The 18,654-nt window shown below is 63.6% G+C and carries 16 protein-coding genes; 12 read left to right on the forward strand and 4 right to left on the reverse strand.

Translation table 11 applies throughout. The features are described 5' to 3' along the window. Positions 1-3: 3 nt before the first annotated feature. Together IQ24_RS14190 and bhcR are read right to left on the reverse strand one after the other, a co-directional pair. Positions 4-1,653, reverse strand: a complete 1,650-nt coding sequence (locus tag IQ24_RS14190; protein ID WP_145398922.1) for a DUF6345 domain-containing protein — start codon at positions 1,651-1,653, stop codon at positions 4-6. Positions 1,654-1,866: 213 nt separating this feature from the next. Beyond that, complete coding sequence (bhcR, locus tag IQ24_RS14195) at positions 1,867-2,679, reverse strand: HTH-type transcriptional regulator BhcR (protein WP_145398961.1); 813 nt, start codon at positions 2,677-2,679, stop codon at positions 1,867-1,869. Between the two features lie 182 nt (positions 2,680-2,861). Here bhcR and bhcA point away from each other — a divergent pair, with 182 nt between their 5' ends. From bhcA to IQ24_RS14230, 7 genes are all read left to right on the forward strand, one after another. After that, the gene (gene bhcA, locus IQ24_RS14200; RefSeq protein ID WP_145398924.1) at positions 2,862-4,052 is read left to right on the forward strand and encodes an L-aspartate--glyoxylate aminotransferase BhcA; all 1,191 of its coding nucleotides are present in this window, start codon (positions 2,862-2,864) and stop codon (positions 4,050-4,052) included. Position 4,053: 1 nt separating this feature from the next. Next, positions 4,054-5,019, forward strand: a complete 966-nt coding sequence (gene bhcB, locus IQ24_RS14205) for a beta-hydroxyaspartate dehydratase BhcB (protein ID WP_145398926.1) — start codon at positions 4,054-4,056, stop codon at positions 5,017-5,019. A 10-nt stretch (positions 5,020-5,029) separates the two neighbouring features. Continuing rightward, the gene (gene bhcC, locus IQ24_RS14210) at positions 5,030-6,193 is read left to right on the forward strand and encodes a 3-hydroxy-D-aspartate aldolase BhcC (RefSeq protein ID WP_145398928.1); all 1,164 of its coding nucleotides are present in this window, start codon (positions 5,030-5,032) and stop codon (positions 6,191-6,193) included. Then, a complete protein-coding gene (gene bhcD, locus IQ24_RS14215) occupies positions 6,193-7,155 on the forward strand; it encodes an iminosuccinate reductase BhcD (RefSeq protein WP_145398930.1) in 963 nt (320 codons plus the stop codon). Before bhcC ends, bhcD begins: the two co-directional genes overlap by 1 nt. A gap of 41 nt (positions 7,156-7,196) precedes the next feature. After that, on the forward strand, positions 7,197-8,681 hold the full coding sequence (locus tag IQ24_RS14220; protein WP_145398932.1) for a nucleobase:cation symporter-2 family protein: 1,485 nt from the start codon (positions 7,197-7,199) through the stop codon (positions 8,679-8,681). 227 nt (positions 8,682-8,908) lie between these two features. After that, the gene (uraH, locus tag IQ24_RS14225; protein WP_145398934.1) at positions 8,909-9,262 is read left to right on the forward strand and encodes a hydroxyisourate hydrolase; all 354 of its coding nucleotides are present in this window, start codon (positions 8,909-8,911) and stop codon (positions 9,260-9,262) included. 179 nt (positions 9,263-9,441) lie between these two features. Beyond that, positions 9,442-10,689 carry a urate hydroxylase PuuD gene (locus IQ24_RS14230; RefSeq protein WP_145398936.1) on the forward strand — a complete coding sequence of 416 codons (1,248 nt, stop codon included), beginning with the start codon at positions 9,442-9,444 and terminating at the stop codon, positions 10,687-10,689. A gap of 28 nt (positions 10,690-10,717) precedes the next feature. Here the strand turns inward: IQ24_RS14230 and IQ24_RS14235 are convergent, their stop codons facing one another. After that, on the reverse strand, positions 10,718-11,611 hold the full coding sequence (locus tag IQ24_RS14235) for a LysR family transcriptional regulator (RefSeq protein ID WP_145398938.1): 894 nt from the start codon (positions 11,609-11,611) through the stop codon (positions 10,718-10,720). 115 nt (positions 11,612-11,726) lie between these two features. Here IQ24_RS14235 and xdhA point away from each other — a divergent pair, with 115 nt between their 5' ends. The 4 genes from xdhA to guaD are packed head-to-tail and all read left to right on the forward strand — an operon-like array spanning position 11,727 to position 17,504. After that, the gene (gene xdhA, locus IQ24_RS14240) at positions 11,727-13,172 is read left to right on the forward strand and encodes a xanthine dehydrogenase small subunit (RefSeq protein ID WP_145398940.1); all 1,446 of its coding nucleotides are present in this window, start codon (positions 11,727-11,729) and stop codon (positions 13,170-13,172) included. Further along, the gene (gene xdhB / locus IQ24_RS14245) at positions 13,169-15,472 is read left to right on the forward strand and encodes a xanthine dehydrogenase molybdopterin binding subunit (RefSeq protein ID WP_145398942.1); all 2,304 of its coding nucleotides are present in this window, start codon (positions 13,169-13,171) and stop codon (positions 15,470-15,472) included. The genes xdhA and xdhB overlap by 4 nt, the downstream gene beginning before the upstream one ends. Continuing rightward, on the forward strand, positions 15,469-16,218 hold the full coding sequence (gene xdhC, locus IQ24_RS14250; protein ID WP_145398944.1) for a xanthine dehydrogenase accessory protein XdhC: 750 nt from the start codon (positions 15,469-15,471) through the stop codon (positions 16,216-16,218). Before xdhB ends, xdhC begins: the two co-directional genes overlap by 4 nt. Further along, a complete protein-coding gene (gene guaD, locus IQ24_RS14255; protein WP_145398946.1) occupies positions 16,206-17,504 on the forward strand; it encodes a guanine deaminase in 1,299 nt (432 codons plus the stop codon). Before xdhC ends, guaD begins: the two co-directional genes overlap by 13 nt. A 98-nt stretch (positions 17,505-17,602) precedes the next feature. On the opposite strand, the gene IQ24_RS14260 is transcribed toward guaD, so the two are convergent. Then, on the reverse strand, positions 17,603-18,313 hold the full coding sequence (locus tag IQ24_RS14260) for a hypothetical protein (RefSeq protein ID WP_145398948.1): 711 nt from the start codon (positions 18,311-18,313) through the stop codon (positions 17,603-17,605). 90 nt (positions 18,314-18,403) lie between these two features. Here IQ24_RS14260 and IQ24_RS14265 point away from each other — a divergent pair. Then, positions 18,404-18,654, forward strand: a 251-nt coding sequence (locus IQ24_RS14265; protein ID WP_242008196.1) for a transposase, incomplete at its 3' end; no start/stop codon positions are given.

Below are 18,654 nucleotides of genomic sequence, written 5' to 3' on the forward strand. Positions count from 1 at the left end.
GGATCAGTCGTCAATCGAGGAACTGATCCAGCTGCACTTCCTGAAACCTTTCGCACATTCGATCTCGATCCCCTGACGCGCGGTCATGCGCCCGGTGTTGCTGCGGATGCAGTAGCCAAGCTCGGCCTCTCCGGGCAGCAGCCGCAGCTGCAAGGGTGCAGCACCCCGGGCGGACAGATCGCGCAGCAGCCGGGCCGAGATCTGGGCCATGTCATCCTGCACCGGGCGCAGGTCCCGCGGATGGGTGAGGTCGCGGCCCTCGGGCGCGTAGGCATGCGTCGGCGTGACGCTGACCACCCGGCGCAGGCTGCAATCGATGCGCAGGACCGTGCCGTCGCCAGTCAGCGCCACGCGCACCGCCCCCGCCTCGGGCGAGATGACGGGCGCGCCGTTCACCGACTGGCGGAACTGGACGATCACCTCATCAATCGCCGGCGCGATCACCTGACCGCTGCCCTGCAGGGTCGCCGCGCAGGACATGCCCAGCGCCACCCGGTCAAAGACCAGATCGATGTCGGGATGCACGAAGCCATAGCGCCGAAGGGCGGAACGGGCGCGGGCCACCAGCAGGCGCCGGTGCAGCCGCATATGCGGAACCTCTGCCCGCGCGCTGCGCTGCAACAGCAGTGAGACGCGACCGTCGGGCATGCAGGCCAGCTCCATCTGGCCGTGCCGCAGCTTCAGCCCCTCGGGGCCGATCTCACCCCGGCGCGCAAGGCCCAGATGTTCGATCACCGATTTCGCAATGGCCCCGTCCTCGGCCGCCGGGACAAGGCGCAGCAGGCCGAAATCGGCAGGCAGCGCGTCATGCGGTTCGCGAATCAGGCGGGTCTCGGGCTCGTACCAGCGCCACCACCACCAATCGGTGGCGACCGGGGCCGATTGAAACCGGCTTTCCGCGAACAGCCGGTCGGCAGCCTCGTCCGAGCTGGCCCCGCAGGCGACCGCGACCGGCGCTTGCGCATGCGAGACGTCCCAGGACGCATCCAGCCAGGACTGGCTGAAGCTTTTGCCCATGCGCCAGTGCTGCCAGAAATAGCGCCCGTAATTCCCCGAATCCCAGGCCGAGCCGCCAAAGCCGAACATCATGCGCGTGCCGCGATTGGCCCGCCCCCAGGTGCAGATGGGGCTGTGCCCGTCACTAACGCGCATCGACTCGCTGGCCGACCAGAAAAGGTAACGCAGCGACCTTTCGCCAAAGCTCATGTCGCGCGATGAGGTCGTGGCCCCGCTGCCGTCCCAGAGCGCGCCCATGGGCGCATGGAAGGTCCCGTCCTCATCCGTGGCGCCGTGCCCGGCATGATAGAACACCCGCACCGCATCCATGTCATCGCTGAGGTCCTGCCCCTGCGCGACGCCCTTGCCCGCATAGGTCCAGGATTTGACGCCCGCGTCACGGCGCCAGAAGTTCGGCGTGTCGTAGCGGTCGACCTCATCAAGGAAGCCACCGGCGTCCTGATGCGCCTCGTGCAGGGCCCCCGCCGCGCGGAAGCTTTCGATGCTGCAGGCGCCATAGATCTTTTCGCGATCCGGGGGCATTTCGGCTGCAAACTGGTCGCAGATGATGGCCGGATCGCCGCAGGGAGTCAGAAAAATGCCTTGCTCGGCATGAAGCAGGCGACACTGGCTAAAACTCGGTACAAAGTCATCCATGTTTCAATTCCTCACGCATGACAGCGAGATGATGCGCCTCATCCGGAGCAAGGCAGCTGTTCGGTCCCTGAAGGCGAAATTGCCTCCTGCGACCCAAGGTATTGAAGGTGGCGTGAATTGGGCGTGAATCTGCCGATGCGGGCCTGAGTTTGTGGCACTCCTTTAACTTTTATGAATGATTTCAGTATGCCGCGCGGACGGAACCGTTGAGAATCAACTGCGGGACGGGATGCCCAAAGACAGATCCTGCGCCGCGACCATCACCGCTTCGGCAATTTTTCCGCAGCGATCTTCGGTCATCCGATGCATGGGCCCCGAGACCGAGATGCCCGCCACCGCCTCACCTGCCAGATCATAGACCGGCGCCGCGATGCAGCGCATGCCCAGCGTGCGCTCCTCATCGTCGAAGGAATAGCCGCGCGTCCGCGTGACCTCCAGATCGGCCAGAAGCGCATCCCGCTCGGTCAGGGTCTTGTCGGTGAAACGGCTCAGCACCGCGTCGTCCAGGATCTGCCTCAGCACATCGGGCTTGGCATGCGCCAGCAGCGCCTTGCCGATCCCCGAGGCATGGAAGGGCGAGCGCGTGCCCGGCGGGAAGAAGGCGCGGATCGTCTCATGCGTCTCGACCTGGCTGAGAAACAGGACCGCATCGCCGTTCAGGATGCCAAGGTTCGCCGTCTCTCCGGTGGCTTCCATCAAGCGGCGCATGATCGGGCGGGCCCGTTCAACAATGCTCGAGCGGCGCATGAAGGCAGTGCCATGCCGGAAGGCCGAGGGGCCGATGTGCCAGGCCTGCGTGATCGGGTCGCTCTCCGCCACGCCGCGCGCATCCAGCGTCGTCAGAACGCGGTGGATGGTCGAGGGCGCGGTGCCCAGTGCCTTGGCAATCTCGGTCAGGGTCAGCCCGTTCGAGGCCGCCAGCAGATCCAGCACATCCAGCGCCCGCTCCAGCGCCTTGACGCCGCCTGCCTCATCCGGGGTTCCGACGTTCTTCGGCCGGCCTCTTTTACGCACTTCCCGCATTATCAACACTTCCTTGATGATTATTATTCGTTTCCGCGAAAATCATGCCGGAAGGTCGGAAAAGACCAACCACCTGATTTCCTTTCGATTTAACACATTTTTCTGTCATTGCGAAATGTTTTTCAGAAAAATTGTGTAATTTACTCTGCTGTACTACCTTGTGATGAAAGAGGAGAGGATTTGACATGACCAGCCAGAACCCGATTTTCATTCCCGGCCCGACCAACATTCCCGAAGCCCTGCGCAAAGCCGTCGACATGCCGACGATCGACCACCGCTCGCCGGTGTTCGGCCGCATGCTGCACCCGGCACTTGAAGGTGTGAAGAAGGTCCTGAAGACCACCAAGGGCGAAATCTTCCTGTTCCCGTCGACCGGCACCGGCGGCTGGGAAACCGCGATCACCAACACCCTGTCGGCAGGCGACAAGGTTCTGGCCGCGCGCAACGGCATGTTCAGCCATCGCTGGATCGACATGTGCCAGCGCCACGGTCTGGACGTCACCTTCGTCGAAACCCCCTGGGGTGAAGGCATCCCCGCCGACCGGTTCGAGGAAATCCTGACCGCCGACAAGGGCCACGAGATCCGCGTCGTTCTGGCCACGCATAACGAGACCGCCACCGGCGTTCGCTCGGACATCGCTGCTGTTCGCCGTGCGCTCGACAATGCAAAACACCCGGCGATGCTCTTCGTCGATGGTGTCAGCTCGATCGGCTCGATGGACTTCCGCATGGATGAATGGGGCGTCGACGTTGCCATCACCGGCAGCCAGAAAGGCTTCATGCTGCCCCCGGGTCTGGCGATCACCGGCTTCTCGCCCAAGGCGATGGAAGCGGTCGAGAGCGCCCGCCTGCCGCGCACCTTCTTCGACATCCGCGACATGGCGACCGGCTATGCCCGCAACGGCTACCCCTACACGCCGCCGGTCGGCCTGATCAACGGCCTGAACCACGCCGTCACGATGCTGATGGATGAGGGTCTGGAGAACGTCTTCGCCCGCCACAACCGCATCGCCTCGGGCGTTCGCGCCGCCGTCAAGGCCTGGGGTCTGGAGCTCTGCGCCCGCCGCCCCGAGCTTTATTCGGACACGGTCAGCGCCATTCTGGTTCCGGAAGGCTTCGACGCCAACAAGATCGTCAGCCGCGCACTGGAGACCTATGACATGGCCTTCGGCACCGGTCTCGGCCAGGTCGCAGGCAAGGTGTTCCGCATCGGCCACCTTGGCAGCCTGACCGACGCCATGGCGCTGTCGGGTCTGGCCGTCGCCGAGATGGTCATGGCCGACGAGGGCCTGCCGATCCAGCTGGGTTCGGGCGTCGCCGCCGCTCAGGACGTCTATCGCAACGCCGCCAAGGCTGCGCAGAAGAAAGCCGCCTGAGATGCTGGACGTTGATCCCTTCTACATCCCCAATCTCGGGGACATGTATGCGGCACGTGAGCGGATCACCCCTTACGTCCACCGCACGCCGGTCCTGACCTCGCGCTTCATCAATGAGCTGACCGGGGCCGAGTTGTTCTTCAAATGCGAGAACCTGCAGAAAGCCGGGGCCTTCAAGGCCCGCGGCGCCTCGAATGCGGTGTTTTCGCTGACCGATGAACAGGCTGCAAAGGGCGTTGCCACTCATTCGAGTGGCAACCACGGCACCTGCCTTTCCTATGCGGCGGGCCGCCGGGGCATTCCCTGCACCGTCGTCATGCCGCGCACCGCGCCACAGGCCAAGAAGGATGCGGTCAAGGGCTATGGCGGGCGGGTCGTGGAATGCGAACCCTCGACCTCATCGCGCGAGGCGGTCTTTGCCGAAGTCGTCGCCGAAAGCGGGGCCGAATTCGTGCACCCCTATAATGACTGGCGGGTGATCGCCGGTCAGGCCACCTGCTCGGCCGAGCTGATCGAGCAGGTTGAAGGTCTGGACGCAGTCGTCGCCCCCATCGGTGGTGGCGGCATGATCTCGGGCACGTGCCTCACGCTCTCGAACCTTGCGCCGAAGACCCGCATCTATGCGGCAGAGCCGCTGAACGCCGACGACGCTGCCCGCAGCTTCCGCGCAGGCCGCATCATCGCCGATGACGCACCGAACACCGTCGCCGACGGGTTGAAGGTGCCGCTCAAGGAACTGACCTGGCATTTCGTCAGGAACAATGTCTCGGACATTCTCACCGCCACAGAAGACGAAATCGTCGAGGCGATGAAGCTGATCTGGAAGCGCATGAAGATTGTGATGGAGCCGTCAAGCGCCGTGCCGCTGGCCACGATCCTCAAGAACCGCGACCTTTTTGCCGGCAAGCGTGTCGGTCTCATCATCACCGGCGGCAATGTCGATCTTGACAAGCTGCCCTGGAACTAAGGAGCAAGCCATGAACGCAAAAGCAGATTTCGCGGGTTACGAGGTCGGTTTCGACATCCCCGCCCTGCCCGGCATGGATGAAAAAGACATCCAGACGCCCTGTCTAATCCTTGATCTCGACGCGCTCGAGCGCAACGTCAAGAAGATGGGCGACTACGCCAAGGCGCATAACATGCGCCACCGCAGCCACGGCAAGATGCACAAATCGGTTGATGTCCAGAAGCTGCAGGAGCGCCTTGGCGGTTCGGTCGGCGTCTGCTGTCAGAAGGTCTCGGAAGCGGAAGTCTTCGCCCGTGGCGGCATCAAGGACGTGCTGGTCACGAACGAGGTCCGCGACCCGGCCAAGATCGACCGACTGGCCCGCCTGCCGAAGCTGGGCTCGACCGTCACGGTCTGCGTCGATGATGTCGCGAACATCGCCGATCTCTCGGCCGCCGCGCAGAAGCACGGCACCGAACTGGGCATCTTCGTCGAGATCGACTGCGGCGCCGGTCGTTGCGGCGTGAAAACCGCCGATGCGGTGGTCGAGATCGCTAAAGCGGCAGCCGCTGCGCCGAACCTGACCTTCAAAGGCATCCAAGCCTATCAGGGCGCGATGCAGCACATGGACAGCTATGAGGATCGCAAGGCGAAACTCGACGCGGCCATTGCTCAGGTGCAGGAATCCGTCGACGCGCTGGACGCGGCAGGCCTCAGCCCGGAATTCGTCTCGGGTGGCGGCACGGGTTCGTACTACTTCGAATCGAACTCGGGCGTGTATAACGAGCTTCAGTGCGGCTCTTACGCCTTCATGGACGCCGATTACGGCCGCATCCATGACCAGGAGGGCAAGCGCATCGACGCGGGCGAATGGGAGAACGCGCTCTTCATCCTGACCTCGGTCATGAGCCATGCGAAACCGAACCTCGCCGTCGTTGACGCTGGCCTGAAGGCGCAGTCGGTCGACTCGGGTCTGCCCTTCATCTATGGCCGCGACGATGTGAAATACATCAAATGCTCGGACGAGCATGGCGTCGTCGACGATCCGAACGGTGTCCTGAAGGTCAATGAAAAGCTGAAACTGGTTCCCGGCCATTGCGATCCGACCTGCAACGTCCATGATTGGTACGTGGGCGTGCGGAACGGCAAGGTCGAGGTGGTCTGGCCGGTCTCGGCACGCGGAAAGGCTTACTGATGTATGTTGTTCCCGAAAAGGAAATCGCCGGGCTGATGACCCCGGACGCGGCATTCGAGGCGATCGAGGCGGTTTTCGCCTCGATGGCCCGCCGCAAGGCCTATAACTTCCCCGTCGTGCGCGAAGCCATCGGCTATGAAGACGCGCTTTACGGGTTCAAGGGCGGCTTTGACGCTGCCGGTCTGTCCCTCGGCCTGAAGGCCGGGGGATATTGGCCGAACAACCAGAAACACAATCTGATCAACCATCAGTCGACCGTGTTCCTGTTCGACCCCGATACCGGCCGCGTTTCGGCGGCTGTCGGCGGCAACCTTCTGACCGCGCTGCGCACCGCGGCGGCCTCGGCCGTCTCGATCAAGTATCTGGCCCCGAAGGGTGCCAAGGTGCTGGGCATGATCGGTGCAGGCCATCAGTCGGCCTTCCAGATGCGCGCCGCTGCCCGCGTCCATAATTTCGAGAAGGTCATCGGCTGGAACCCGCATCCCGAGATGCTGACCCGTCTGGCCGATACCGCTGCCGAACTGGGCCTGCCCTTCGAGGCGGTCGAGCTGGATCGTCTGGGTTCGGAAGCGGATGTGATCATCTCGATCACCTCGGCCTTCTCGCCGCTGTTGATGGATTCCCATGTGAAGGGCCCCACGCATATCGCGGCCATGGGCACCGACACCAAGGGCAAGCAGGAACTGGACGCCGCGCTGGTCGCCCGCGCCCGCGTCTTCACCGATGAGGTTGCGCAGTCGATCTCGATCGGCGAGGCGCAGCACGCCATCGCCCAGGGGCTGATCGCAGAGGAGGCGATCAACGAGCTGGGCGCCGTCGTGACCGGGGATCACGAAGGCCGGGGCGACGCGGAAGTCACCATTTTCGACGGCACGGGCGTCGGTCTTCAGGACCTTGCCGTGGCACATAAATCCGTCGAAATCGCCAAGCAGAAGGGTGTCGCACTGACCGTCGAGATCTGACAGGACAGCAAGCGGCGCATCCAATCAGGGGAGGATTAAGGATGCAGCAGAACAAACCACCGCCGGCCGGATTCGATCCGGTCGACGAAAGGATCGCCACACCGCGCTTGCTGACCCTTGGGTTTCAGCATGTGCTGGTCATGTATGCGGGGGCCATCGCGGTCCCGCTGATCGTCGGGCGCGCCTTGCAGCTTGAACCCGCCGATGTGGCCTTTCTGATCTCGGCCGATCTTTTCGTCTGCGGCATCGTGACGATCATCCAGTCGTTCGGTGTCACCCAGTGGTTCGGCATCCGCTTGCCGGTCATGATGGGCGTGACCTTCGCCGCCGTTGGCCCGATGGTCGCCATCGCCAACGCCAACCCCGGTCCCGACGGGGCCCGAATGATGTTCGGGGCCATCATGGCCTCGGGCGTCATAGCCATGCTGTTCGCCCCGGTGGTAGGCAGGCTTTTGCGTTTCTTCCCCAGTGTGGTGACGGGCACGGTGATCCTTGTGATCGGCGTCAGCCTGCTGCCCGTGGGCATCAACTGGATCTTCGGCCTGCCGGTCGGCCCGACCGCGCCGAAGCTGGTCAGCCCCGAGGCGAAAGCCTGGCTCGACAGCGCCATTGCGGCGGGCGGCGTGCCTGCAGATGTGAAGTTGGCACCGACGGTGATGAACCCGGAATACGCCTCACTTCCGCGCATCATGATCGCGATTGTGGTGCTGGGCTCGATCCTCTTGATCGCGCGCTTCGGCAAGGGCTTCATCGCCAACGTCGCGGTGCTGATGGGCATCGTGGTGGGCGGCATTCTGGCCGCAAGCCTGGGCATGATGGACCTGCACAAGGTTGGCGAGGCCGCCTGGTTCGCCCCCATCCAGCCCCTGCATTTCGGTATGCCGATCTTTGACCCGGTGATGATCCTGACGATGACGCTGGTCATGTTCGTGGTGATGATCGAATCCACCGGCATGTTCCTGGCGCTCGGAGAGCTGTGCAATCGCAAGATCGAGCGGCGCAACCTGACGGCGGGCCTGCGGGTCGACGGTCTGGGCACGCTGATCGGCGGATTGTTCAATACCTTCCCCTATACCTCGTTCAGCCAGAACGTCGGTCTGGTCGGGGTGACGGGCGTGCGCTCTCGGTTCGTCTGCGTGGCCGGTGGTGCGATCATGGTCGTGCTGGGGCTGATCCCCAAGATGGCCGCAATCGTCGAATCGCTGCCGACCACGGTTCTGGGCGGCGCGGGTCTGGTGATGTTCGGCATGGTCGCCGCAACCGGCATTCGGATCCTGTCGAACGTCGATTTCAAGGGCAACAAGCACAACCTGTTCATCGTCGCGGTCTCGCTGGGGCTGGGCATGATCCCGGTGGTGGCGCCCGACTTCAACCAGTGGCTGCCGCATTCGATGCACACGCTGATCCATTCGGGCATCCTGCTTGCGGCCATCGCGGCGGTGCTGCTGAACTGGTACTTCAACGGCGCCCCGCAAGAGAACGCGGATGATGCGCGCAAGGCTGCCCACGCCGCCGAAGCGCACTGACGCCCGATCCTGCTGCCGGACAGCACGCGCTGCCGGCGGCAGCCTTCATCACGGGTGGCGGGTCACGGCCCGCCACCTGCATATTCGAAACCGCCTTGGCCGGGGCCGCGTCTCTGGTGCTTGAACTGGTGGGAAATCTTGGGCAAGCCTCCGTCTGAAACGGGGATGCCCGGCAGCCAAGAGGGCGCGCAGGCCGCGCCCTTGACCATTACGAAAGGACCCTTCCGATGACGGGCTATCTGACGACACACGTGCTTGATACCGCCACCGGCCGCCCGGCCGAGGGCCTGCGGATCGAGCTTTACCGCATCGATGGCACTTCGCGCGAACTGCTGAACGAGACGGTGACGAACGACGACGGCCGCACCAATGCCCATATCCTGCCCGCCGAGCGCTTCGAGCCCGGCACTTATGAGCTGGTCTTCCACGTCGGCGACTGGCTGGACGCTCAGGGCAATGAGGGCGAAAATCCGCGCTTCCTGGATCAGGTGCCGCTGCGCTTCGGCATGGCCCAGCAGGACCATTACCACGTTCCGCTGTTGATTTCGCCCTACGGCTTCTCGACCTATCGGGGCAGCTGATCCCTTTGTAATCGCGTTGAAATCATGCGAGGATTGGTCCGGAACTTCCGGACCTTTCCATTCCTGCATGCCGGCTGCGCTGAAGGATTTTCAACGAATTCTTAAGACAGCACCGGCGATCACGCCAATGTTAGAATTTCCGCCTCTGCGTTAGGTTTTCCGCAAACAAGGAGTTCATAATGTCCGACTTTGCCGTCATCTGGGACTGGCTGGCCTTCGCCATCCGCTGGACCCACGTCGTGACCGCCATCTGCTGGATCGGGTCATCTTTCTATTTCGTCGCGCTGGACCTTGGCCTGCGCAAGGCGCCGGGCCTGCCTGCAGGTGCGCACGGAGAGGAATGGCAGGTTCACGGGGGTGGGTTCTACCACATCCAGAAATACCTCGTTGCGCCCGAGCGGATGCCCGAGCATCTGATCTGGTTCAAATGGGAAAGCTACATGACCTGGATCTCGGGGGCCGCGCTTCTGATGGTCACCTATTGGGCCGGGTCCGAGCTGTTCCTGATCGACCCCGCCAAGATGGAACTGCTGCCCTGGCAGGCGATCCTGATCTCGGCCGGTTCGCTGTCGATCGGCTGGCTGGTCTATACCAACCTGTGCAAATCGCCGCTGGGTGAAAAGCCTACGCTCTTGATGCTGCTGCTGTTCGTTCTGCTGGTCGCCATGGGCTGGGCCTATAACCAGGTCTTCACCGGCCGCGCAGTCATGCTGCATCTGGGTGCGTTCACCGCGACGATCATGACGGCCAACGTGTTCTTCATCATCATGCCGAACCAGCGCATCGTGGTGGCGGACCTGAAAGCGGGCCGTCCGGCTGATCCCAAGTACGGCAAGATCGCCAAGCTGCGTTCGACGCATAACAACTACCTGACCCTGCCGGTCGTCTTCCTGATGCTGTCGAACCACTATCCGCTGGCCTTCGCATCGGAATTCAACTGGCTGATCGCCGCGCTGATCTTCCTGATGGGCGTGACCATCCGCCACTTCTTCAACTCGATGCATGCAGGCAAGGGCATGCTGTGGTGGACCTGGGCCGTGACGGTGATCCTGTTCATCGGCGTCATGTGGCTGTCGACCGCGCCGATGCTGCGCCAGACTGTCGAGGAATCGGAAGCCCGCATCCTGACCCCCACCCAGCAGGCGATGATCGACACGCCCGGCTGGGACGAGGCTTCGGGCGCGGTGCTGGGCCGCTGCTCGATGTGCCACGCGCGTGAGCCGGGGTATGAGGGCATCCACACCGCCCCCAAGGGCGTGCTGCTGGAGACCCCCGACGACATCACCCGCGCCGCACGCGAGATCTACATTCAGGCGGGCGTCACCAATGCGATGCCCCCGGCCAACGTCTCGTTCATGGAACCGCAGGAGCGTCAGGCGATCATCAACTGGTATCGCGCGCTGCCGAAAACCTTCGCCTCGAACTGAGGCCGCGCACTAGGCCCGGATCTGGGGCCTAGAATGCATTGCGCAGTTCACGCGCGACGAAATCCGTGAACATGCGCACCTTCGGGTCCTGCAGCCGCCGATGTGGTGTCAGGACGCCGAACTGCGCCGGGACCGGCGGACATTCGGGCAGCACCTCGACCAGCCTTCCGCTGGCGAGGTGCTCTGCCACTTCATAGCGGGGGCGGTTGACGATCCCCTGCCCCGCCAGCGCCCAATCCGTCAGCACATCGCCGTCATCCGCGTCAAAGCGGCCGCTGACCATCATCTTCTGCTGGCCGGTGGGCGTCTGCAGCATCCAGAAATATTCCGGGCTGCGGGGATAGCGCAGCAACAGGCAGTTGTGCTGGGCCAGATCCTCGGGCTGCTCAGGCACGCCCTGCACGGACAGATAGTCGGGCGTTGCCGCCAGCACGCGCCTGCATTCCGCGATCCTGCGCCATTTCAGCGCGGAATCCTGTGGCTCGCCCAGAAAGAAGGCCAGATCGATCCCATCGGCGATGATGTCGACGTTGCGGTCTGACAGCCGCAGCCGGATCTCGACTCCCGGATATTCGGTGCAGAACTGCGGCACCAAAGGCGCCAGCATCCGCCGCCCCAGCCCCAGAGGCGCGGTCACCCGGATCGAGCCATGGGGCGTGCCCGAAAACCCCGACACCACCGCCTCGGCCTCGTCCAATGTCTCGATGACGCGGCGCGCGCTGTCATAGAAGGCCCGGCCCACCTCGGTCGGGACCAGCTTGCGCGTCGTCCGGTTCAGCAGCCTCACCCCGAAACGCGCCTCAAGATCCTTGATCCGGTTCGAGGCGACCGCAGGCGACATGCGCAGATCCCGGCCCCCGGAGGTGATGGAGCCCAGTTCGACAACGCGCACAAAGACCCGCAGACTTTCAAGGTAAGACATAGGGTAAACCATTTTCTTTCAAGATTAGATAAAAAGTCTTATTCTCATTCAGGAATTTCGCAAATGCTTTTTCGAATCTAGGCTTTGTCCATCTCAGCCACTCAGCGAGGAGCGAATGAGCAGCGAATTGCACTTCATCCTGAACGACAGGGACGTCCGCCTCGCCGAGGTTGGTGCCCATGACACCCTGCTTGATTTTCTGCGGCTTGACCGGCATCTGACCGGAACCAAGGAAGGTTGCGCCGAAGGCGACTGCGGTGCCTGCACCGTATTGGTCGGGCGGCTACATGATGGCGCGCTGCGCTATGAGCCGGTGAACGCCTGCATCCGCTTCCTGGCCTCGTGCCACGGCTGCCATATCGTCACCATCGAGCATCTGCGCGGCACGGATGGCGGGCTGCACCCGGTCCAGCGCGCGATGGTCGAACATCATGGCAGTCAGTGCGGCTTCTGCACCCCGGGCTTCGTCATGGCGCTGTATGGCCTCTGGATGCAGACCCCGCATCCCTCGATGCTTGAGATCGAGACTGCGCTTCAGGGCAACCTCTGCCGCTGCACCGGCTATGAGCCCATCGTGAAGGCTGCCTTCGCCGCCGCCGAGGCCGGTGGCCAGAACATGGACGCACTGGCCGTCGAACGCGACGCCATCACCGCCCGCCTGGCCGCGATGCCCGCCATCCGGGTCGAGGCCGCCCGCGGCGACGACCGCGTCATCCTGCCCGCCGATGCTGCCGATCTGGCGTTGGTGCTGGCCGAAAACCCGAAAGCCACCATCGTCGCGGGCGCGACCGATGTGGGCCTGTGGGTGACGAAATTCCTGCGCAACATCTCGCCCGCCGTGTTCATCGGCCATCTGGCCGATCTGAAGCGCATCGAGATCGCCGGTGATCACATCAACATCGGCGCAGGCGTCACCTATTCCGAGTTCGAGCCCGTGCTGCGCGCGCATTTCCCCGAAGCGGTCGATTACTGGCTGCGGATCGGTGGCTGGCAGGTCAGGAACGCGGGCACCATCGGCGGCAATATCGCCAACGGCTCGCCCATCGGAGAGACGCCGCCCCTGCTGATCGCGCTTGGCGCCTCGATCACGCTGCGCAGCACCGAAGGCCAGCGCGTCGTGCCGATTGAGGATTACTTCATCGAATACGGCAAGCAGGACCGCCGCCCCGGTGAATTCGTCGAAAGCATCCGCATGCCGCTGAAGGGCAAGGCCCGGATCGCGGCCTATAAGGTCAGCAAGCGCCACCACGCCGACATCACCGCCTCGGCCGCCGCCTTCCGCGTCGAAACCGATGGCGCGACCATCATCGACGCCCGCGTGGCCTTCGGCGGCATGGCCGGTATCCCCAAGCGCGCCAGCCATGCGGAGGCCGCGCTGAACGGCCAGCCCTTCACCAAGGACACCTTCGAGGCCGCCGCCAAAGCCGTCGCCAACGACTTCCAGCCGCTCAGCGACTGGCGCGCCAGTGCCGAGTATCGTCAACAGCTTGCAGCCAACTTCTTCCGTCGTTTCTGGCTTGAACAGGCCGGCGAAGAACCTCGCCTGAGGAGAGCCGAATGAAACAGGACGTTCAGATCTTCGGTGCCGCCCATAGCTCGATCCAGCATGACTCGGCCGAAAAGCATGTGACCGGCACCGCCGAATATACCGACGATCTGGTCGGCCCCGCGCGCATGGTCCACGCCTATCTGGGCCTTTCCGAAATCGCCCATGGCCGCATCACCGAGCTTGACCTCTCGGCCGTGCGCGCCGCTCCGGGCGTGGTCGATGTGCTGACCGCGAAAGAGCTGCCCGGCGTCAATGACGTCAGCCCGAACGGCAAGAATGACGATCCGATCTTCGCCGACCCCGAGGTGCAGTTTCTGGGCCAGCCGATCTTCGCCGTCATCGCCGAGACCCGCGATCTGGCCCGCCGCGCCTGCAAGCTGGCGCGCGTCACCTATGAAGAGCTGCCCTTCGTTCTGGACCTGATTGCCGCGCGCGATGCGGGCATGGGTTATGTCACCGAACCGATGACCCTGCGGCGCGGCGAGCTTGAGCCCGCCATGGCCGCCGCCCCCCGTCGCATCAAGAACCGCATGACGGTCGGCGGTCAGGACCACTTCTATCTGGAAGGCCAGATCGCCATGGCCATCCCCGGCGAAGGGCCCGAGGTCTCGATCTTCGTCTCGACCCAGCACCCCAGCGAGGTGCAGCACATGGTCTCGCATGTGCTGGACGTCCCGGCCAGCGCGGTCGTGGTGAACGTGCGCCGCATGGGTGGCGGGTTCGGCGGCAAGGAAACGCAGATGAACCTCTTCGCCTGCGTGGCTGCCGTTGCGGCCAAGCGGCTCAACCGCGCCGTCAAGCTGCGCCCCGACCGCGACGACGACATGACCGCCACCGGCAAGCGCCATGATTTCGTGATCGACTACGAAATCGGCTTCGACGACAGCGGCAAGATCCACGCCGTCAGCGGCGACTGGTATGCGCGCTGCGGCTTTTCGGCCGACCTCTCGGGCCCGGTGACGGACCGCGCGCTGTTTCACGCCGACAACGCCTATTACTATCCGGCGGTCGAGTTGCGCAGCCATCCGATGAAGACGAACACCGTCTCGAACACGGCGTTTCGCGGCTTCGGCGGCCCGCAGGGCGTCATCGCCGCCGAGCGGATGATCGAGGAAATCGCCTATACCCTTGGCCGCGACCCGCTCGAGATCCGCAAGCTGAACCTCTATGAAAACGGCCAGCTGACGCCCTATCACCAGCCGGTCGAGGATCAAATCCTGCCGCGCATCTTCGAGGATCTCGAGGCCTCCAGCGATTATCAGGCGCGCCGTCAGGCGGTGATCGACTGGAACGCCAAGGGCGGCACCATCCGCAAGGGCATCGCGCTGACCCCGGTCAAGTTCGGCATCAGCTTCACCGCGACCTGGTTCAACCAGGCGGGCGCGCTGATCCACATCTATTCGGACGGCTCGGTGCACCTGAACCATGGCGGGACCGAGATGGGCCAGGGCCTGAACACCAAGGTCGCGCAGGTCGTGGCCGAGGCTCTGGGCGTGAACTTCCACCGCATCCAGATCACCAAGACGACGACGGAAAAGGTGCCGAACACCTCGGCCACGGCGGCCTCTTCGGGGACCGACCTGAACGGCATGGCCGCGCAGGACGCCTGCCGCCAGCTTCTCGAACGCCTGACCGCTTTCGCGGCCGAGATGAAGGGCGTCTCGGTGGAAGAGGTGCGCATCGGCGAAACCGTCCAGATCGGCCCACATCAGATGCCCTTCGATGAATTCATCAAAGCGGCCTATGTGGCGCGGATCCATCTGTCGGCTGCGGGCTTCTACAAGACGCCCAAGATCCACTGGGACCGGGCGACCGGACGCGGGCATCCGTTCTATTACTTCGCCTATGGTGCCGCCTGCGCCGAGGTCTCGGTCGACACGCTGACCGGCGAATATGTGATCGAGCGCGCGGATGTGCTGCATGACGTGGGCCGCAGCCTGAACCCGATCATCGACAAGGGTCAGGTCGAAGGCGCCTTCGTGCAGGGAACGGGCTGGCTCACCTCGGAAGAGCTCTGGTGGGACGGCAAAGGTCGGCTGCGCACGCATGCGCCCTCAACCTATAAGATCCCGCTGGCCTCGGACCGCCCGAAGGTCTTCAACGTGCGGCTCGCCGACTGGTCGGTGAACCGCGAAAAGACGATCAAGCGCTCCAAGGCCGTGGGCGAGCCGCCCTTCATGCTGGGGATCTCGGTCTTCGAGGCGTTGAACATGGCGGTCGCCTCGTTCAACGACTACCGCGAAAACCCCTGCCTCGATGCGCCGGCCACCCCCGAACGCGTCCTCATGGCCATCGAGCGGCTGCGGTCATGATCCGCGTCGAGGTCACCGGCACCTGGGGTTCGACCCCGCGCGAAACCGGGGCGGCGATGTTTGTCACCGCCTCGGCCACGCAGGGCACCATCGGCGGCGGCCAGCTGGAATATATGGCCATCGACCGCGCCCGCCAGATGCTGGCGCGGGATGAGGCGCAGGCCCGGATGAACATCCCCCTCGGCCCCGAGATCGGCCAATGCTGCGGCGGCCGCGTGGAACTCAGCCTCGCCCGCACCGATGAAACCGGTGCCCCTCAAAACCTCCCGCAGGTCCTGATCTTCGGGGCGGGCCATGTCGGCCGCGCACTGGCCCGCGCCCTCGCCCTCCTGCCGCTGCGCCCGATCCTCATCGACCAGCGCGCCGATGAACTGGCGCTGGCCAGCGGCTGCGAAACCCGGCTGACCCCTCTCCCCGAAGCCGAGGTCCGCGCGGCCCCCCCCGGCAGCAGCTACGTCATTCTGACCCATGACCATGCGCTCGATTTCCTGCTCGGGGTCGAAGCCCTCAAACGCCCCGACGCGCCTTACGTCGGCATGATCGGCAGCAAGACCAAACGCGCCCGCTTCTGCACCTTCGCCCGCCAGCAGGGTGCCAACACGACCGCCCTCATCTGCCCCATCGGCGCCGGCTTCTCCCATGACAAGCGCCCCGAGATCATCGCCGCCTTCACCGCCGCCGAGCTGATCGCGGCACTGACCAAAGCCCCCATTTCTGCGTTGAACAAATACCCATGCGACAGCTGATCCAGGGACGTACCCTCTCCTTTCACGCCGACCCCACCGAGACAGAAAACGCCTTCACCTATCATGAAGACGGCGCGATCCTGGTCGAGAACGGCAAGATTCTGGCCATCGGCCCCTATGCCGATTTGCGCGCCAAATACCCGCCCGCGCCGGACCTGACCGAGATCGATCACCGCCCGCATCTGATCCTGCCGGGCTTCATTGACACGCATATGCACTTCCCGCAGGTGCAGGTCGTGGCCAGCTGGGGCGCGCAGCTTCTGGACTGGCTCAACACCTATACCTTCCCCGAGGAAGCCCGTTTCGCCCAGCAAGGCCACGCCCCCGCAATGGCCGAGAAATTCCTCGACCTGCTGGTCGCGCATGGCACCACCACGGCGGTCGCCTTCTGCTCGGTCCATCCGCAATCCGCCGAGGCGCTCTTCTCGGCGGCCGAGGCCCGCAATATGGCGATGATCGCGGGCAAGGTCATGATGGACCGCAACGCCCCCGAAGCCGTCCTCGACACACCTCAATCAGGCTATGACGACAGCAAGGCCTTGATCGAGAAATGGCACGGCCGTGGCCGCCAGCGCTATGCGATCACCCCCCGTTTCGCGATCACCTCGACGCCCGAGCAGATGGAAATGGCGGGCCAGCTCGTCCGCGAGCATCCCGATTGCCACATCCAGACCCATCTTTCCGAAAACCTGGATGAGATCGCCTTCACGCTGGACCTTTACCCAGAGGCCCGCGACTACCTCGACATCTACGAGACCTACGGCCTTCTATCCGACAAACTCCTCCTCGGCCACTCGATCCATCTCGAGCCGCGCGAGATCGCCCGCATGGCCGAAACCGGCAGCCGCGCCGTCTTCTGCCCGACCTCGAACCTCTTCCTCGGCTCTGGCCTTTTCGACGAGGCAGGCCTGCGCGCCGCGGGCGTCGTCAGCGGCATCGCCACCGACATCGGCGGCGGTACCAGCTATTCGATGCTGCAAACCCTGAACGAGGGCTACAAGATCCTCCAGCTTCGCGGCCAGAAGCTCCACCCCTTCGCTGCCTTTCACTGGGCGACCCGCGGCAATGCCATCGCCCTTGGGATGGAAGACCAGATCGGCACGCTCGCCCCCGGCACTGACGCCGATTTCATCGTGCTGGATGCCCGCTCGACCCCCGCCATGGCCCTCCGCATGGAGCGTGCCGAGACCCTCGCCGAGGAGCTCTTCATCCTGCAGATCATGGGCGACGACCGCGCGATCCGGCAGACTTATGTCGCTGGCCAGCCGATGCTAGCGGACGCGTAAGGCAGAAGAGCCTAAGAAATGAATAGTGTGCGCAAAAGCAAGGAATAGCGTGCGCAAGCCCTGTCAAGAAATATCCGCCTTTGGCCGGGTATTTATTTTTAGAGACTGTATTTCATAGGGAACTCGGCTTCTAACTGTACTGCATTGTCGAGAAGATGCCGGACATCGGTCTTTCTATAGATCTGCGGGCTTCCAGGGACTGCCGCGACCCCTGCGTTCTCTAACTGCTGCCTGAGCTCAACCCACCCCTGTTTCACAGCAAGACCAAGGGCGCAGAAGCTGATGAAATTCTCATGGAAGCTTGCGACCTGGGCCGCCGAGAGGCTGATCCGGTCCTTGCGACCTTTTTCGCGCTGTCCGATCTCGGCTGGCGAATGCCTGCGCCGCAGAAAGCTCAGCATCTCGGTGAATGACACGCCCTGAGACTGGGCAAACATCTCCGCCGAAATCTCACCGCCCTTACCGGTGGTCACATTCACCAGGATGGAGGCAAAGCTCGATGCCTTTGTGTAACGTCCGATCCAGTTCAGCTTCCCGGTCCGGATCCTCTCGATGATCTCACCAAAGCTGACATCCAAGACCTGCGCCGCGCCACCGAGCGAATGCCATCCTGCCGAAAGCCGCGCCATTGGCTGAGCTCCGACCAGGAGGTAATCGACAATTTCTTGCGCAACAAGCGGATCCCATCTGCCGTCAACTCGATGGGCAGTGTTGAGAGATCCAGAGGCTTGGAGATCATCGAAACTCGCATCATCCAGCGAAAGAACTTCACAGAACCGCCTTTTCGTCAGACCCGGGTTGAGACCCAACAGAACATCCTCGACCAGCTTCGGCTCAAACTGAATAGCCCCATGTTTCGTGGACGCCTTCTTCGCTAATTTTGAGGCAAGGAGGCCATGATGGGCACAGGCAATTTTACTGACGAGTTCAAGCGCGATGCGGTCGCGCAGATCACGGAGCGGGGCTACCCGGCCAAGGAGGTTTCGGAGCGGCTCGGGGTGAGCACGCATTCGCTCTATGCCTGGAGGCGCAAGTTCGCGAAGGCGGTGTCGGGTGACACGGAGAAGGATGCCGAGATCCGGCGGCTGAAGCGGGAGCTGGCGCGGGTCTCCGAGGAGCGCGACATCCTAAAAAAGGCCACCGCGTATTT

It is taken from the genome of Paracoccus sulfuroxidans (assembly GCF_007830335.1).
Lineage (GTDB): Bacteria > Pseudomonadota > Alphaproteobacteria > Rhodobacterales > Rhodobacteraceae > Paracoccus > Paracoccus sulfuroxidans.

What these genes read in the sequence shown, in the direction of transcription:
- IQ24_RS14190 (WP_145398922.1), bottom strand. Translation starts at nt 1,653, where the DNA reads ATGGATGACTTTGTACCGAGTTTTAGCCAGTGTCGCCTGCTTCATGCC.
- bhcA (WP_145398924.1), top strand. Translation starts at nt 2,862, where the DNA reads ATGACCAGCCAGAACCCGATTTTCATTCCCGGCCCGACCAACATTCCC.
- bhcB (WP_145398926.1), top strand. Translation starts at nt 4,054, where the DNA reads ATGCTGGACGTTGATCCCTTCTACATCCCCAATCTCGGGGACATGTAT.
- bhcC (WP_145398928.1), top strand. Translation starts at nt 5,030, where the DNA reads ATGAACGCAAAAGCAGATTTCGCGGGTTACGAGGTCGGTTTCGACATC.
- bhcD (WP_145398930.1), top strand. Translation starts at nt 6,193, where the DNA reads ATGTATGTTGTTCCCGAAAAGGAAATCGCCGGGCTGATGACCCCGGAC.
- IQ24_RS14220 (WP_145398932.1), top strand. Translation starts at nt 7,197, where the DNA reads ATGCAGCAGAACAAACCACCGCCGGCCGGATTCGATCCGGTCGACGAA.
- uraH (WP_145398934.1), top strand. Translation starts at nt 8,909, where the DNA reads ATGACGGGCTATCTGACGACACACGTGCTTGATACCGCCACCGGCCGC.
- IQ24_RS14230 (WP_145398936.1), top strand. Translation starts at nt 9,442, where the DNA reads ATGTCCGACTTTGCCGTCATCTGGGACTGGCTGGCCTTCGCCATCCGC.
- IQ24_RS14235 (WP_145398938.1), bottom strand. Translation starts at nt 11,611, where the DNA reads ATGTCTTACCTTGAAAGTCTGCGGGTCTTTGTGCGCGTTGTCGAACTG.
- xdhA (WP_145398940.1), top strand. Translation starts at nt 11,727, where the DNA reads ATGAGCAGCGAATTGCACTTCATCCTGAACGACAGGGACGTCCGCCTC.
- xdhB (WP_145398942.1), top strand. Translation starts at nt 13,169, where the DNA reads ATGAAACAGGACGTTCAGATCTTCGGTGCCGCCCATAGCTCGATCCAG.
- xdhC (WP_145398944.1), top strand. Translation starts at nt 15,469, where the DNA reads ATGATCCGCGTCGAGGTCACCGGCACCTGGGGTTCGACCCCGCGCGAA.
- guaD (WP_145398946.1), top strand. Translation starts at nt 16,206, where the DNA reads ATGCGACAGCTGATCCAGGGACGTACCCTCTCCTTTCACGCCGACCCC.